This is a genomic window from Amycolatopsis sp. NPDC051372, from assembly GCF_040682095.1.
Classification (GTDB): Bacteria; Actinomycetota; Actinomycetes; order Mycobacteriales; family Pseudonocardiaceae; genus Amycolatopsis.
In genome coordinates, this window is sequence record NZ_JBFBAF010000038.1 from 1 (window position 1) to 13,990 (window position 13,990).

Genomic DNA, 13,990 nt, shown 5'->3' on the forward strand with positions numbered 1-13,990 from the left:
TCCTTGCGGCCGGCGACGTGTTGTCAAGGCACGCTTTCCCGCCTTGACAACACGTCACCGGCCGTCAACACAATCCAGCTTCGGGGTGCACCCCCAACGCAACACGCCCCGCGAGGCCCGAGAACCCGCACGCCCCACGCAACACGCCCCGCGAGGCCCGAACCCGCCCCCCCAACGCAACACGCCCCGCGAGGCCCGAACCCGCCCCCACCGCAACACGCCCCGCGAGGACCCCAAAGCCCACCTCACCGAGCCATCTCCAACACAAACTCCCGAAACACCCCCACAGCCCGACTAACCGGCTCCCCCCTCCGCCAAGCCAACCCGATCGTCCTCCCCACCGGCGGCTCGATCTGCACCTCCGCCACGCCGGCCGGCGCCCCCGGCTCGAAATGCGGCAGCAACGCCACCCCCAACCCGGCCGCCACCAACCCCCGCACGGTGTCCGACTCCTGCCCCTCGAACGCGATCCTCGGCGAAAACCCCGCCGCCGCACACAACTCGTCCGTGATCCGCCTCAGCCCATACCCGGGCTCCAGCAACACGAACTCCTCATCCGCCAGCTCCTCCATCCGCACCCCACTGCGCCCAGCCAACCGATGCCCCGAAGGCACCGACAACAAAATCGGCTGCGTGGACAACACCGCCGTCTCGAACACCACGTCGTCAGGAACCGGCGCCAGCAACGCCAAATCCAGCTCGCCACCGGCAAGCCGATCCACCATCTCCTGCCGCGACCCCTGCACCAACGTGAACCGCGCCCCCGGCACCTGCGCCCGGTACCCCCGCAGCAAAGACGGCACCAACGACCTCCCCAGCAGGTGCAGGAACCCCAGCACCACCCGCCCGCTCTCCGGCTCGATCTCCTCCCGAGCCAGCCGCGCTCCCGCGTCGACGGAAGCCAGCGCCCGCTCGGAAGCCTCCGCCAACAACTCCGCCGCCCGCGTCAGCCGGATTCCCCGCCCATCCGACACCGTCAACGGCGCCCCCAGCGACTCCCCGAGGGCCGTGAGCCGGCGGCTCACCGTGGGCTGCGGCACACCCAGTAGCTCGGCCGCGCGTGTGACGTTCCTCGTGCTCCGCAGGGTCGCGAGGAGCAGCAGGTGGGGCGCGAGCTGGGAAGTCAGGTCTTCATGCGTCACGGTATGGATTATCGCGCATAACCGTATTGGACGTATTGGTTAGCTCTCCTTACTTTCGGCAGACGTGACCACTACAGCCAGTACCACCGTTCGGGTCAAGGTCGCCGTCGCCGCTGCCGGGTTCACGTCGTTCGCGCTGCTCTACGCGCCGCAGCCGGTGCTGCCGCAGCTCGCGCAGCAGTACCACCTCGACCCCGGCGGCGCGTCGCTCGCGGTGAGCGTGGCGACCGGGGCGCTGGCGATCTCGGTGCTGCCCATCGCGGCACTGTCCGAAGTGGTCGGGCGCCGGTCGGTGATCATCGCGTCGGTGGTGATTTCGGCGGTGCTGGGGCTGCTGCTGCCGCTCGTGCCGTCGTACTCGGTGATGCTGGTGCTGCGCGCTGTCCAGGGTGTGGCAATCGCGGGGTTCCCCGGCGTCGCCACGGCGTACCTCGTCGAGCGGCTCGGCAAGGTCGGCGTCGCGGCGGCGGTGGGCGCGATGATCGCCGGCAACTCCATCGGCGGCATGACCGGCCGCCTCGCGACGGGCTTCACCGCGGGCCCGCTGGGCTGGCGCGGCGCGCTGTACGTCGTGGCCGGCATCTCGCTGGTCTGCGCGATCGTCACCGTCGTCGCGCTGCCGCGCGGCCGGCAGCACCAGGAAGACCGCCAATCCCTGCGTGACGTCGGCATCGGCCTGCTCCAAGCCGTGCGCAAACCCGTGCTCCTGGCCCAGTACGCCGTCGCGCTGCTGGCCATGGGCTCGTTCGTCGCGCTCTACAACGCCGCCGGCTTCCGCCTCACCGGTGAGCTGCACCTCTCGCCGGCCATCGCGTCACTCGTCTTCCTCGCCTACGCGCTGGGCTCGGTCTCCTCGGCGACGGCCAACCAGCTGGCGACGAGGATCGGCCGCCGCCGCGCGATCATCGGCGCGCTGCTGCTCATGGCCGTCGGTGCGGCGCTCACCATCCCGGACTCCGTGGCGATGGTCGCCGTCGGTTTTGTGGTGCTGACCTGCTCGTTCTTCGCGGCTCACGCCATCGCCAACAGCTGGGCCGCCGCCGAGGCACCCGAGAATGCCCGCGGCCAGACCGGCGGCTGCTACACGCTCATGTACTACCTCGGCAGCAGCGTCGGCGGCGCGGTCGGCGCGGTGATCTACGGCGAAGCCGGCTGGGCCTGGCTCATCGCCGCCGTGGCCGTGTGGCTCCTGCTCGCCGCGGCCGCCGTCGGCGTGGGCACCACGGTCCACGTCCGCACCCGCGAGCTGGCGCACACGTAAGACCTCAGCCGACCGCCGCCACCAGCAGCCCGCCACCGACCGGCAACAGGGCCGGGACCAGGCGTTCGTCCTCCCGCATCGCCCGCGCGACCTCGCGCAGGGCGAGCGTCTCCGGGTCTCGCCGCGACGGGTCGGCGACGCGGCCGCCGGCCAGCACGTTGTGGAAGGCGATGATCCCGCCGCGGCGCAGCAGCGAGACGCCCTTCTCGTAGTAGTTGGGGAACTCGAGGCGCGTCGCGTCGACGAACACCAGGTCGTAGCCGCCGGGCGTGAGCCGGGGGAGCACGTCGAGGGCGCGGCCGACGATCAGCCGCGTGCGGCCGGGTGCGATGCCGGCTTCGAGGAACGTCTTGCGCGCCGCGCGCTGGTACTCCGGCTCGAGGTCGATCGACGTCAGCACGCCGTCGGGGGCCATCCCGCGCAGCAGGTGCAGGCCGCTCACCCCGACCCCCGTGCCGACCTCCACCACGGCCCGCGCGCCGAGCGTCGCGGCGAGGAAACGCAAGGTCGCGCCCGCCCCCGACGCCAGCGGGGCGCAGCCCAGGTCGGCCGCGCGCGCCCGCGCTGCGGCCAGTACGTCGTCGTCGGGAAGGTACCCGTCGACGTACTCGGCGCCGACCGGCTCGGCCGCCGAGGCCGCATGCGTCCCGGAACTCACGCGCGAAGGTTAGCGTTGCTTGTCGATAAATCAGCGAAGGCTCCCTGGTAAGCCCGCCGAAATAACTTCTCAGCCTGCTCTCAGTCCCGTCTCACTAGAACCATAAGGAGACCCGACAAACTCAATCTCGACCGTGCGGGAACACCGTGCCCGAGAGCAGCGTTGGCTGAGCAGAAGAGGAGAGTCGCAGATGGAGGTGCCTGCTCCCCTGATGCAGACCGCTGACAAGTCGGAACCCGAGCCGGTGACCGTGGACTCGGGCGAGGCCACCTGGACGCCCCCGTCCTGGGACGAGGTCGTGCGCGAACACGCCGACCGCGTCTACCGCCTGGCCTACCGCCTCACCGGTAACACGCACGACGCCGAGGACCTCACGCAGGAGACGTTCATCCGCGTCTTCCGCTCGCTCGCGTCGTACAAGCCGGGCACCTTCGAGGGCTGGCTCCACCGCATCACCACGAACCTGTTCCTCGACATGGCCCGCCGCCGCTCGCGCGTGCGCATGGAGGGGCTGCCGGACGACACCGACCGCATCGTCGGCGACGACCCGAGCCCCGAGCAGGTCTACACCGACACGCACCTCGACCCCGACTTGCAGGAGGCGCTCGACGAGCTGCCCCCGGAGTTCCGGGCCGCCGTGGTGCTCTGCGACGTCGAAGGCCTCTCGTACGAGGAGATCGGCGCCACGCTGGGTGTCAAGCTCGGCACCGTTCGCAGCCGCATCCACCGCGGCCGGCAGGCGCTGCGTGCGTCGCTGGAGCGCCGCCGTGCGCTCCGGGACGAGTCTGTGAAGGTGCCGGTATGACCGCTGCGCGAGGGTGGGGTCTCCCCGAGTCGCACCTGCTTCCCGATGTCGTGGTCGCGCTGGTCGACGGCGAGCTGTCGCTCGGCGCGCAGGACCGCGCGTCGGCCCACATCGCCCGTTGCCCGGGGTGCGCTGCCGAGGTCGCCGCCCAGCGGCAGGCCGTCGCGGCTGTGAAGCGCGCCGGCGAGCCGTCGATGTCGGCCGGGTTCCTCGCGAGCCTGCGGTCGATCCCGGACCACACCGAGCTGCCCGGCACTCCCGACAACCTGGCGATGACGGCCGACGGCCAGCTCGTCGCCATCCAGCGCCCGGACCGGGTCGCGGGCCTGCGTGACGCGGGGGTCCTCGGAGGTACTGCCCCGTTGGGCTCGTCCACGCCGCTCGGGCACTCGTCCCACGTGCTCGGCGGCGGCCGTTTCACCCTCACCCGTAAGCGCGCCGCACAAGGCGCGGGCGTTGTCGTCTCCGGGCTGGTGCTGAGCGCGCTGGCCCTGGTCGGCACGACCGCCGACAGCGGCGAAGGCGCCCCGGACACCGGCGGTGTGCCGCAGCCCAACGCGAACCTGCTGCCCGCGCAAATGGCCGTACCCCGCTCCGAGCCGACGCTGCCGCCCCCGACGTCGCCGACGGCCACGCCGGTCGTCGACCGGCTGACTCCGGTTCCGGCTCGCTGAGCCACCCGCACCGCTTCTCCAGGGGGAGGTAGCGGTGCGGGGCAACAGCTCATGAGGCCGGTGTGTTCGGCCACTGCCCCGGTTGGCTGAGCGCTCGCCGCGTTCCAGCGCGCGGAGCCAGCGCGCGGCCGGCCATCTGCCGCCGACTGCCACGCGGCTGGTCGCGTGGCCGGCCCGAATGTGCTCGGCGAACGGCCCCGACCACCGAGGCAGATCGTGTGGTGCGGCTCGGGCCAACAGCCATTTCACCGTCGTCTGGGCAGACTCGGACGTCGAGGCTTGGGTATCGTCACGCCCAGCCACCTGATCTCAGCCCCGGGGAATGATGACCGAGCAGCCGAACGCGAATTCCGCCCAGCCGCCTGCCGCGGGCGACGACCGGCTGGGACCCCGGCCGCTCGACCGCCCCGCCGTGGACCCGGCGCAGGAAGCGGTGTTCGGCCGGCCGCGCGGTGTCGACGGCGCGTTCGACAAGCTCTACACACCCGCCCCCAACGGCAAGGGCAACCTCGACCTCGCCCCGCCCACACCGGAGTCGCTCGCGGAGGCGTTCCGCCGCCCGCCGGGTGCCGAAGGCGTGGTGCTGGAGCGCCCGCGCGAGGCGACCGGCGAGCAGGCCGCGCCCGAAGATCCCCTGTGGACGGACCCGCGCGACCCGTGGCGTGATCCCGCGGCCGGCGCCGTGCTGGCCGGCCCGGCGATGCCCGCGGAAGACGAAGAGAAGCCCCGCAAACGCCCGTCCGGCGCGCTGCTGAGCCTGCCCGAGGTGCTGTTCGGCCGCCGCGTGCAGCCGAAGGCCCTGGCGCTGCTCGGTGTGGTCGCGCTGCTCGTGGGCGCGGTCGGCGGGCTCGTCGGCTGGTGGATCGCCGACACGGGTTCGGCGCTCACCGGCAGCGCCACGATCTCCGAGGCCGAAGCGGCAAAGGAACGCCCGCCGGGGTCGATCGCCGACATCGCGAAGCGCGTCTCGCCCGCGGTCGTGTCGCTCGAGGTCTTCAAGCCCGGCGCCGACTCCGGTGAGCAGGGCTCGGGCGTGATGATCGACCCGCAGGGCTACATCCTCACCAACGAGCACGTGGTCACCACCGCCGTCGCCGACTCGACCGTGAAGATCACCGCGATCTTCAACGACGGCACGCGCACCGAGGCCAAGATCGTCGGCTCCGACCAGAAGACCGACCTCGCCGTGGTGAAGGTCAACGTGACCAACCCCGTGGTGATGCAGATCGGCAAGTCGTCCGACCTGCAGGTGGGCGACGCCGTGATCGCCGTCGGTTCGCCGCTGGCCCTGCAGAACTCCGTGACGTCGGGCATCGTCAGCGCGCTCGACCGGCCGATCACGGCCGGCGGCGACAGCGGCGAGCCGCCCGTGACCTACGAGGCCATCCAGACCGACGCCGCCATCAACCACGGCAACTCCGGTGGCGCGCTCGTCGACTCCACCGGCGCGCTCGTGGGCATCAACTCGTCGATCCGCTCGTCGAGTGCCGACGGCGGCAGCATCGGCATCGGTTTCGCCATCCCGAGCGACTACGCGATGAAGATCGCGAAGGCGCTGATCAAGGACGGCAAGGTCGTCCACGCGGACATCGGCATCAACGCCTCCTCCACGGTCGCCGGCTCGGCCACGATGGGCGCGCAGGTGAAGAACGTCGAGCCCAACGGCCCCGCGGCCGCGGCCGGTATCAAGGAGGGCGACGTGATCACGAAGATCGGCGACCGCCTGGTACGCGACTCCGCGGAGCTGACCGTGGCTGTCCGCAACCACGACGTCGGTGAGGTCGTGCCGGTCCAGCTCGCGCGCGCCGGCGCGGTGCTGGTTGTCGACGTGACGCTCGGATCCGACTGATCGACGTCACATCGTCTTAAGCCCCGCTTCGTCCTTCGGGCCTGCCGGAACACGGGGCGGCCCGGGTACTCTGACCGGGGAAGCACCGAGCGGAGGTTCACGGGTGTTCGACAGTGTCGGATGGGGCGAGATCCTCGTGCTCATCGTCGCCGGTCTCTTCATCCTCGGCCCGGAGCGCCTTCCGGAAGCCGCGTCGTGGATGGCGAAGAGCGTGCGCAAGGTTCGCGAGTTCGCCAACGGTGCGCGCGCGCAGCTGCGCGAGGAGATGGGGCCGGAGTTCGACCAGCTTCGCAAGCCGCTGGAAGACCTGCGCGGGCTCCGCAACTTCGACCCCAAGCGGGTCGTGACCCAGCACTTGTTCGACGGGGACGCGGATCCGTTGGGGCTCAACAGCTTCAACTCCACGAACGGTTCGAACGGGACGAACGGGTCCAACGGTTCCCACGCCGTGAAGCCGCAGAGCGCCACGCCTCAGGCCGAACCGCTCAAGCCGGGCGAGCGGCCCCCGGTCGACCCCGACGCCACCTGAGCGCCGGGTCCGTCCGCTTGCGACCGGTCCGGGTGTGACCTCGGCCGGACCTCGCGACGTCGGGCGAGGGCCGACTTGCGGCGGTCGGAACGGGCGAGTTGGCTGTGGCGGGCTGCCGGTGTCGCGGCCGGCCCGACGTGACCCGACCTCTCGCACGACGAAACGAACTTCCTGGGTAGCCTCGGGCAAACCGCCCATAACGACCCTGGAGGTCTCTGACATGTCACGCCGTGCGGGCGCCCTGGCCGCAATCATCGCCGCAGCGGGTGTCCTGGCCGCCGGGTGCACCGCGGACGACGAGCCCAGCACCCAGCCGCCGGCCACTTACACGTCGGTGCCGGCGCCCGCGACGACCGGCGGGCCGTTCGGCTCGCCGTCCCCGAGCAGCACGCTGAACGCCCCGGCCGGAGACCAGACCTACGTGAAGCGCGGCGCCCAGACCGGCGTGCCCGACGTCGACGTCCTCATCACGCTCGACTGGGCCAAGGGCAAGATCAACCCGCCCGCCGGCACCGTCGACGTGCAGGTCGGCGACCGCGTCCGGGTCGTGCTCACCTCGGACCAGCAGGTCGACGTGAACGTCGACGGCCACCCCGAAGCCGCCACCGCCGTCGGCCCCGGCGACTCCGCGAACGTCGACTGGGCCGTCACGCAGCCCGGCGCCACCGCGGTGACGCTGGGCGCCGACAAGACCATCCTGACGACCGTCCGCGCCTCCTAGGCCTCCTAGGCGCCGACGAACCCCTCAGCGGCCGGCGGGGCTGACGTTCAGCATCATCCCCGCCAGGCCACGGGCCCGGACGGTGAGCTTCTTCGCCGCTTCCTTGAGCACCAGCGACGCCGGCGCGTCCGGCTCCGCCAGCACGATCGGCGTGCCCTCGTCGCCCTGCTCACGCAGGCGCGGGTCGAGCGGCACCTGGCCCAGCAGCGGCACCTGCGAGCCCACGGACTTCGACAGCGAGTCGGCCACGGCCTGGCCACCGCCGGAGCCGAAGATCTCCATGCGCTCGCCCGAAGGCGTCTCCAGCCACGACATGTTCTCGATCACGCCGGCCACGCGCTGACGCGTCTGCATCGCGATCGCCCCCGCGCGCTCGGCCACCTCGGCGGCGGCCTGCTGCGGCGTGGTGACCACGAGGATCTCCGCGTTCGGGACCAGTTGCGCGACGGAGATCGCGATGTCGCCGGTGCCCGGCGGCAGGTCCAGCAGCAGGATGTCGAGGTCGCCCCAGAACACATCGGCGAGGAACTGCTGCAACGCGCGGTGCAGCATCGGGCCGCGCCACACCACCGGCGCGTTGCCCGGCGTGAACATGCCGATCGAGATCACCTTCACGCCGTGCGACTGCGGCGGCATGATCATCGTCTCGACCTTGGTCGGCTTCTCGCGCGCGCCCAGCATGCGGGGGATCGAGTGGCCGTAGATGTCCGCGTCGACGACACCGACGGACAGGCCGCGCTCGGCCATCGCGACGGCCAGGTTCACGGTGACCGAAGACTTTCCGACCCCGCCCTTGCCCGAAGCCACGCAGTAAACGCGGGTCATCGAACCCGGCTGCGCGAACGGGATCACCGGCTCGGCGGAGTCACCGCGCAGCGACTTGCGCAGCTCCGTGCGCTGCTCGTCGCTCATCACGTCGAGCTCGACCCGCACGTCGGCGACGCCGGGGAGCTTCTTGACGGCCTTGGTGGTGTCCTCGGTCAGCGTCGCCTTGAGCGGGCAGCCCGCCACGGTGAGGTAGATGCCGACGGCGACCACGCCGTCTTCGCCGACCACGACGTCCTTGACCATGCCGAGGTCGGTGATCGGCTTTTTGATTTCGGGGTCGTACACGTCCTTCAGCGCGGTGCGGACGTCTTCGACGCTGGGGAACTGCTGTGTACTCGTCACCAGACCCATGTTACGTACCGGTCGGCACGTCCGATTTCGCCGCCTGCTTCGGCTTGCGTGATTTCGGTCGTACCGCGAGGTCGTCACGCAGCCGATCGAGCTCGCTGCGCAGGTAGTCGCGGGTGGCGACCTCGCCGACGGCGAGCCGCAGCGCCGCCAGCTCACGCGCCAGGTACTCGGTGTCGGCCTTCGTCTGCGCGGCGCGCGTGCGGTCCTCTTCCAGCGAGACGCGGTCGCGGTCGTCCTGCCGGTTCTGCGCCAGCAGGATGAGCGGCGCGGCGTACGCGGCCTGCGTGGAGAAGGCCAGGTTGAGCAGGATGAACGGGTACGGATCCCAGCGCAGCGACACCGCGACCAGGTTCAGCACGATCCAGACGATGACGATGAGCGTCTGCCAGAACAGGTACTTGCCGGTGCCGAGGAACCGCGCGATGCGCTCGGTGAAGCGGCCGAAGGTGTCCGGGTCGATGTTGAGCCGGAACCGCGCCTGGCTGCGCGGCTGGTCGAGCCGGCGGCCCGAGGAGAGTTCAGGCACGGTCGGCCTCCTGGGTGTGGGCTTCGGCCTGGTCGTGGACCTCGACGGGCACGTCGGCGACGTCGTGCAGGCCGGTTTCGCGCCAGTCGTCGGGCAGCAGGTGGTCGAGCACGTCGTCGACGGTGACGGCGCCCAGCAGGTGCTCCTCGGGGTCGACCACGGGGCCGCATGCGAGGTTGTACGCGGCGAAGTAGCGCGTGACCTCGGCCAGCGAGGCCTCGGGCCGCAGCGCCGTGAGGTCGGTGTCCACGGCGCTCGCCACGAGCTCCGCGGGCGGCTCGCGCAGCAGGCGCTGGAAGTGCACCACGCCCACGAACCGGCCGGTCGGCGTCGCCGTCGGCGGGCGGCACACGAACACCATGCTGGCCAGCGCGGCGGGCAGGTCGGCGTTGCGGATGTGCGCGAGCGCCTCGGCCACGGTCGCGTCGGGCGTGAGCACCACCGGTTCCGGGGTCATCAGACCGCCGGCGGTGTGGGACGAGTAGGCCAGCAGCCGCTTGACCGGCGCCGACTCCTCGGGCTCCATCAGCGCGAGCAGCCGCCTCTGGTCGGCGGGCGCCAGCTCGGCCAGCAGATCGGCGGCGTCGTCCGGGCTCATCGCCTCGAGGACGTCGGCCGCGCGCTCCTCCGACAGGTAGGCCAGCAGCTCCTTCTGGTCGTCCTCGGGCAGCTCTTCGAGCACGTCGGCGAGGCGTTCGTCGTCCATCGCGTCGGCGACCTCGTGGCGGCGTTTGAGCGGCAGGTCGCGCACGGTCGCGGCGATGTCGACGGCCCGCATGGTGTCGAACAGCATCAGCAGCTGCCCGGCGCCTTGCGGCTGTCCGGTGAGGTCGGTGAGGCCGAGCCCGGCGACCTCGTTCCACTGCAGCACGTGCATGGCGGTGCGGCGGCGGGCGATTCCGAGCCGGGTCTGGCGTTCGCGGATGGCGAGCTTCGCGAGCACCCAGTCGCGGGTGCGGGTGGGTTCCATCGCGGCGTCGACCACCGTCACGCGCGTCTCCGTGCCGGCGAGCGACGCGTGCGCGTCGAGCAGCTGCCCGCAGACGAGGACCTCGTTGGGGCGCTGGGTGAAGTGCCGCATGTTCACCGAACCGGTGGCCAGCGTCACAGCCGTCGGCTCGATCGTGGTGACGCGCAGCATCGGCACGAAAACGCGCCGCCGCGTCGCGAGCTCGACCACGAGGCCGAGGATGCGGGGCGGCTGCTGGTCGAGTCGCAGGCCCGCGACGACGTCGCGGACCTTGCCGATCGACTCGCCGTCGGGCCCGAACACCGGCAGACCCGCCAGCCGAGCCACAAAAACCCTGTTCACGGCAGCCATGGGGCAGACACTATCCGCAAGGCGGCCCCTGCGCCCGCGTCGCGCAACCGTGTCTTGCCAGCGTCCTCTCAGCTAGGACTTGCAGGCCCAGGCGGTCATAGCGGGAAGAACCGCGTAGAAGGGCTGCTCGTCGCCGAGACCGGTGAAGTCGCGCAGATCCGACTCGGACCAGAGCCGGTTCTGCACCGCGCGCACGAGCGTCCACGCGCGAGCGCGGTCGGGGTCGAGTCCGGTGGCTCGCAGTTTTTCGTCCACTGTGGATTCGCCGAACCGGTTCCACAGCAAGGAGAACACACCGTACTCGAGGTCGCCGGCGATCGGTTTGGGGTCGATCACGAGCCACGGTTCGCGCCGGGCGGCCAGCACGTTCTCGTAGTGCAGGTCCTCGTTCACGAGCAGCGCGCCCGCGGCGGGGCCGAGGTCGCGGCACACTTCGAGGGCCGCGTCGAGCTCACGGCGGGCGAACGGGCCGCCGAGGTCGTGCCAGCTCTTCGGCAGTTCCTCCAGGAGACGTTCGGCTTCGCTGCTCAACGTCCGCGACAACGCGGGTGGCGCCGGCAACCCCAGCCGGCGGGCGAGCTCGCTCATGATTTCCACGGCTTCGAGCACCGGCTCGGTGTGCAGCGTGCGCGTGTGGTCGAGGCGTTCCAGCAGTTGCACGCTTTCGTCCGGCGCGGACTCCAGCACCAGCACCGCACCCTGACCGGCCCATGTGGACAGTGCGAGCGGCTCGTCGCGGGATTCCTCGTGCGGCCAGCCGAGTTTGAGCACGGCGGGCGTGCCGTCGGCCCGGCGCGCGGGCTGCACGACGCCGACGAACCCGTGCATCGCCTCGCCTTCGAACTCCAGGTCCCATTCGCGGGCGAAGCGGCCGGCGAGATCGGGCAACGACGTCAGCCACGGCAGACACTCGGGTCCGAGGACCCGGGGTGCGCGAGCGGCGAACGACGGCGGGTCACGAGTCGGGGCACGTCCTTAATCGTGCCGGTCACGTCGAGTCATTTCTTTGGGCCGATTCCGCGCGTACAGTGAAATTCCAGGGGTTCTGCGATCCCGGGGAGTTGCCATGATCGTTGAAATTCTCAGTGCCGTGATCGTCGCGGGCGGGGTCTGGTTCGCGTCGGGCGTTCGGGTCGTGAAGCAATTCGAGCGCGGCCTGGTGTTCCGCTTCGGCCGGGTCCGGCCGGAGGTGCGCGGTCCGGGCGTGACACTGCTGGTGCCGGTGGTCGACCGCATGCACAAGGTGAACATGCAGATCGTCACCATGCCGGTGCCGGGCCAGGACGGCATCACACGCGACAACGTGACGGTCCGGGTCGACGCCGTCGTGTACTTCAACGTGGTCGACCCGGTGCTGGCCGCGGTCAACGTGCAGGACTACCGCGCGGCCGTCGGCCAGGTGGCCCAGACGTCGCTGCGGTCCATCATCGGCAAGAGCGACCTCGACGACCTGCTGTCGAACCGGGAACGGCTCAACCAGGGCCTCGAGATCATGATCGACAGCCCCGCGATCGACTGGGGCATCCACATCGACCGCGTCGAGATCAAGGATGTGGCGCTGCCGGAGTCGATGAAGCGCTCGATGTCCCGCCAGGCCGAGGCCGAACGCGAGCGCCGCGCCCGGGTGATCTCGGCCGACGGTGAGCTGCAGGCGTCGGAGAAGCTCGCGCAGGCCGCGGCGGCGATGAGCGACCACCCGGGTGCGTTGCAGCTGCGCCTGCTCGAGACGGTGGTGCAGGTTTCGGCGGAGAAGAACTCGACGCTCGTGCTGCCGTTCCCCGTTGAGCTGCTGCGGTTCCTCGACGCGAACACGCCGAAGGCCACGAAATCGGTGCCCGAGGAGGCGGTTTCGCCGGAGCCCGCCGCGCTCGACAAGTCCGAGACCAACGGGTTCGCGGGGCCGCCGCAGCCGCGCCACGAAGGCGACGCGCTGGCCGAGTGAGGCACCGGTGCGGCCCGCCTTGGTCGACGGGCCGCGCGAGTGTGCTGTCCGGTCAGTTGTCGAGGTACCCGTTGGTTCCGAGGATCACGATGGTGACGAAAAAGCCCACGTACAGCGCCACGATCACGTAACCGATCACCACTGCCGACAGCGCCATGCCGCGTCCGCCGGCCTCGCCGCGATTGGCCTTGGCGAGCGCGATGTGGCCCATGACGATCCCGGGGATCGCGATCAGGCACGTGATCAGGCCCAGCAGCGAGCAGACGAGCGCGCCGATGGCGAGGCCGTTGGACTGCTGCTGGCCGTACGGCGAGTACGGCTGACCGTAGGGCTGCGGCGGGCCGTACGGCGAGTACGGCGCGGCGGCCGGCATGCCGGGAGCGCCGGGCACACCGGGAGCGCCGGGAGCGCCCGGGTACGAGGCGGTCGGGCCCGGGTACGGCTGGCCGGGGTAGGCCGGAGCCGCATACGCACCGGCCGGCTGCACGCCGGGGTAGGCGGCGGGCTCGGGCTGGCCCGGCACCGCGAAGCCGCCGGAGGGCTGGCTGCCGGGCGCGGCGTAGGGAGACGGCTGCTCACCGGTCGTGCTCCCCGGCGCCGCGTAGGACGACGCGGTCTCGGTCGAGCCCGGCGCGGCGAACGAAGACCCGGTGCTGTCCGGCGCCGCGAAGGTCGTCGGCTGGTCGCTCGCCGAGCTGACGCTGTCGGGCGAGCTGAACGCCGTCGCGTCGCCCGACGGCGGGTCGTACGGGGCCGGGTCCGCGGTGGCCGGCGGGTCGTACGAGCCGGGGTCGGCGGTCACCGGCGGCTCGTACGCCGTGGTCTCGTTCGGCCGGTCCTGCGGCTCGGACGGGTTGGTCATCGGGTTCCCCCTCGGTTCTGGTGGTCGCCCACCGCGAGCCTTCTCAGCCGAAGGCGCCGTACTTGTCGAGCTCGTGCAGCACGAGCGGGATCATGATCCCCCACACGGCCAGCGCCAGGTAACCGATCACGAAGCCGGCGATCGCGAGCGCGCCGCCGGTCGCCCGCCCGTGGCGCGAGCGGTAGTAGGCGATGTGCCCCATCACGATCCCGGCGATCGCGGCGGGCGCGCACACGATGAAGCCCGCGATCGAGCACACCAGCGACCCGATCGCCAGACCCGCGCCGGGCGGCGGGCCCTGCGGCGGGTACGGCTGGTGCTCGAACGACGGGTGTTCGTAGCTCTCGTTCATCACGCTCCTTCCCGGCCACAGGTTGCCCGGAACCGGACTTTCCTGATTCGGCCAAAAGCAGGCCGACCCCGCGCGGCACGTAACCTGTTGCCGCGAAGCCATTCGGCCGTGACTGTGGCCGGATTGGTAACGATCGACACAGTACCGGGGCAAACGCGGTCCCGGCGTG

15 protein-coding genes are annotated in these 13,990 nt (G+C 71.2%); 7 read left to right on the forward strand and 8 right to left on the reverse strand.

Annotated features, from left to right (window positions below):
• Positions 1 to 245: 245 nt before the first annotated feature.
• Entirely contained in the window at positions 246 to 1,142 is an 897-nt protein-coding gene (locus AB0M56_RS41260; RefSeq protein WP_364186437.1) for a LysR family transcriptional regulator, read from the reverse strand.
• 64 nt (positions 1,143 to 1,206) lie between these two features.
• On the opposite strand from AB0M56_RS41260, the gene AB0M56_RS41265 reads away from it, so the two are divergent.
• Positions 1,207 to 2,403 carry an MFS transporter gene (locus AB0M56_RS41265; RefSeq protein WP_364186439.1) on the forward strand — a complete coding sequence of 399 codons (1,197 nt, stop codon included), beginning with the start codon at positions 1,207 to 1,209 and terminating at the stop codon, positions 2,401 to 2,403.
• A 4-nt stretch (positions 2,404 to 2,407) separates the two neighbouring features.
• On the opposite strand, the gene AB0M56_RS41270 is transcribed toward AB0M56_RS41265, so the two are convergent.
• On the reverse strand, positions 2,408 to 3,061 hold the full coding sequence (locus AB0M56_RS41270) for a class I SAM-dependent methyltransferase (RefSeq protein WP_364186441.1): 654 nt from the start codon (positions 3,059 to 3,061) through the stop codon (positions 2,408 to 2,410).
• 190 nt (positions 3,062 to 3,251) lie between these two features.
• Here AB0M56_RS41270 and sigE point away from each other — a divergent pair, with 190 nt between their 5' ends.
• The 5 genes from sigE to AB0M56_RS41295 all read left to right on the forward strand — a co-directional run bounded on the left by sigE (position 3,252) and on the right by AB0M56_RS41295 (position 7,639).
• On the forward strand, positions 3,252 to 3,866 hold the full coding sequence (sigE, locus tag AB0M56_RS41275) for an RNA polymerase sigma factor SigE (RefSeq protein WP_364186443.1): 615 nt from the start codon (positions 3,252 to 3,254) through the stop codon (positions 3,864 to 3,866).
• Positions 3,863 to 4,540 (forward strand): zf-HC2 domain-containing protein, encoded by a 678-nt coding sequence (locus AB0M56_RS41280; protein WP_364186445.1) that lies wholly within the window; start codon positions 3,863 to 3,865, stop codon positions 4,538 to 4,540. The genes sigE and AB0M56_RS41280 overlap by 4 nt, the downstream gene beginning before the upstream one ends.
• A 325-nt stretch (positions 4,541 to 4,865) precedes the next feature.
• A complete protein-coding gene (locus AB0M56_RS41285; RefSeq protein WP_364186446.1) occupies positions 4,866 to 6,389 on the forward strand; it encodes a trypsin-like peptidase domain-containing protein in 1,524 nt (507 codons plus the stop codon).
• A gap of 103 nt (positions 6,390 to 6,492) precedes the next feature.
• The gene (tatB, locus tag AB0M56_RS41290; protein ID WP_364186448.1) at positions 6,493 to 6,918 is read left to right on the forward strand and encodes a Sec-independent protein translocase protein TatB; all 426 of its coding nucleotides are present in this window, start codon (positions 6,493 to 6,495) and stop codon (positions 6,916 to 6,918) included.
• A gap of 220 nt (positions 6,919 to 7,138) precedes the next feature.
• Positions 7,139 to 7,639 (forward strand): hypothetical protein, encoded by a 501-nt coding sequence (locus tag AB0M56_RS41295; RefSeq protein ID WP_364186450.1) that lies wholly within the window; start codon positions 7,139 to 7,141, stop codon positions 7,637 to 7,639.
• A gap of 24 nt (positions 7,640 to 7,663) precedes the next feature.
• Here the strand turns inward: AB0M56_RS41295 and AB0M56_RS41300 are convergent, their stop codons facing one another.
• From AB0M56_RS41300 to AB0M56_RS41315, 4 genes are all read right to left on the reverse strand, one after another.
• Positions 7,664 to 8,809 (reverse strand): Mrp/NBP35 family ATP-binding protein, encoded by a 1,146-nt coding sequence (locus AB0M56_RS41300; RefSeq protein WP_364186452.1) that lies wholly within the window; start codon positions 8,807 to 8,809, stop codon positions 7,664 to 7,666.
• Positions 8,810 to 8,819: 10 nt separating this feature from the next.
• The gene (locus tag AB0M56_RS41305; RefSeq protein WP_364186454.1) at positions 8,820 to 9,344 is read right to left on the reverse strand and encodes a DUF1003 domain-containing protein; all 525 of its coding nucleotides are present in this window, start codon (positions 9,342 to 9,344) and stop codon (positions 8,820 to 8,822) included.
• A complete protein-coding gene (locus AB0M56_RS41310) occupies positions 9,337 to 10,665 on the reverse strand; it encodes a CBS domain-containing protein (protein ID WP_364186456.1) in 1,329 nt (442 codons plus the stop codon). Before AB0M56_RS41310 ends, AB0M56_RS41305 begins: the two co-directional genes overlap by 8 nt.
• 72 nt (positions 10,666 to 10,737) lie before the next feature.
• Positions 10,738 to 11,571, reverse strand: coding sequence for an aminoglycoside phosphotransferase family protein (locus AB0M56_RS41315; RefSeq protein ID WP_364186566.1), 834 nt, complete (start codon positions 11,569 to 11,571; stop codon positions 10,738 to 10,740).
• A 160-nt stretch (positions 11,572 to 11,731) separates the two neighbouring features.
• On the opposite strand from AB0M56_RS41315, the gene AB0M56_RS41320 reads away from it, so the two are divergent.
• Positions 11,732 to 12,607: a slipin family protein gene (locus AB0M56_RS41320; RefSeq protein ID WP_364186458.1), complete on the forward strand. Its 876-nt coding sequence runs from the start codon at positions 11,732 to 11,734 to the stop codon at positions 12,605 to 12,607.
• A gap of 52 nt (positions 12,608 to 12,659) precedes the next feature.
• Here AB0M56_RS41320 and AB0M56_RS41325 read toward each other — a convergent pair whose 3' ends face one another.
• Together AB0M56_RS41325 and AB0M56_RS41330 are read right to left on the reverse strand one after the other, a co-directional pair.
• Positions 12,660 to 13,469 (reverse strand): DUF4190 domain-containing protein, encoded by an 810-nt coding sequence (locus tag AB0M56_RS41325; RefSeq protein ID WP_364186459.1) that lies wholly within the window; start codon positions 13,467 to 13,469, stop codon positions 12,660 to 12,662.
• A 43-nt stretch (positions 13,470 to 13,512) separates the two neighbouring features.
• Positions 13,513 to 13,821 (reverse strand): DUF4190 domain-containing protein, encoded by a 309-nt coding sequence (locus AB0M56_RS41330; protein WP_220246425.1) that lies wholly within the window; start codon positions 13,819 to 13,821, stop codon positions 13,513 to 13,515.
• Positions 13,822 to 13,990 lie beyond the last annotated feature (169 nt).

Excerpts from the sequence above, each read along its gene's own strand:
- AB0M56_RS41295 (WP_364186450.1), top strand. The coding sequence starts at position 7,139 with ATGTCACGCCGTGCGGGCGCCCTGGCCGCAATCATCGCCGCAGCGGGT.
- AB0M56_RS41325 (WP_364186459.1), bottom strand. The coding sequence starts at position 13,469 with ATGACCAACCCGTCCGAGCCGCAGGACCGGCCGAACGAGACCACGGCG.
- AB0M56_RS41280 (WP_364186445.1), top strand. The coding sequence starts at position 3,863 with ATGACCGCTGCGCGAGGGTGGGGTCTCCCCGAGTCGCACCTGCTTCCC.
- AB0M56_RS41320 (WP_364186458.1), top strand. The coding sequence starts at position 11,732 with ATGATCGTTGAAATTCTCAGTGCCGTGATCGTCGCGGGCGGGGTCTGG.
- AB0M56_RS41310 (WP_364186456.1), bottom strand. The coding sequence starts at position 10,665 with ATGGCTGCCGTGAACAGGGTTTTTGTGGCTCGGCTGGCGGGTCTGCCG.
- AB0M56_RS41285 (WP_364186446.1), top strand. The coding sequence starts at position 4,866 with ATGACCGAGCAGCCGAACGCGAATTCCGCCCAGCCGCCTGCCGCGGGC.
- AB0M56_RS41330 (WP_220246425.1), bottom strand. The coding sequence starts at position 13,821 with ATGAACGAGAGCTACGAACACCCGTCGTTCGAGCACCAGCCGTACCCG.
- sigE (WP_364186443.1), top strand. The coding sequence starts at position 3,252 with ATGGAGGTGCCTGCTCCCCTGATGCAGACCGCTGACAAGTCGGAACCC.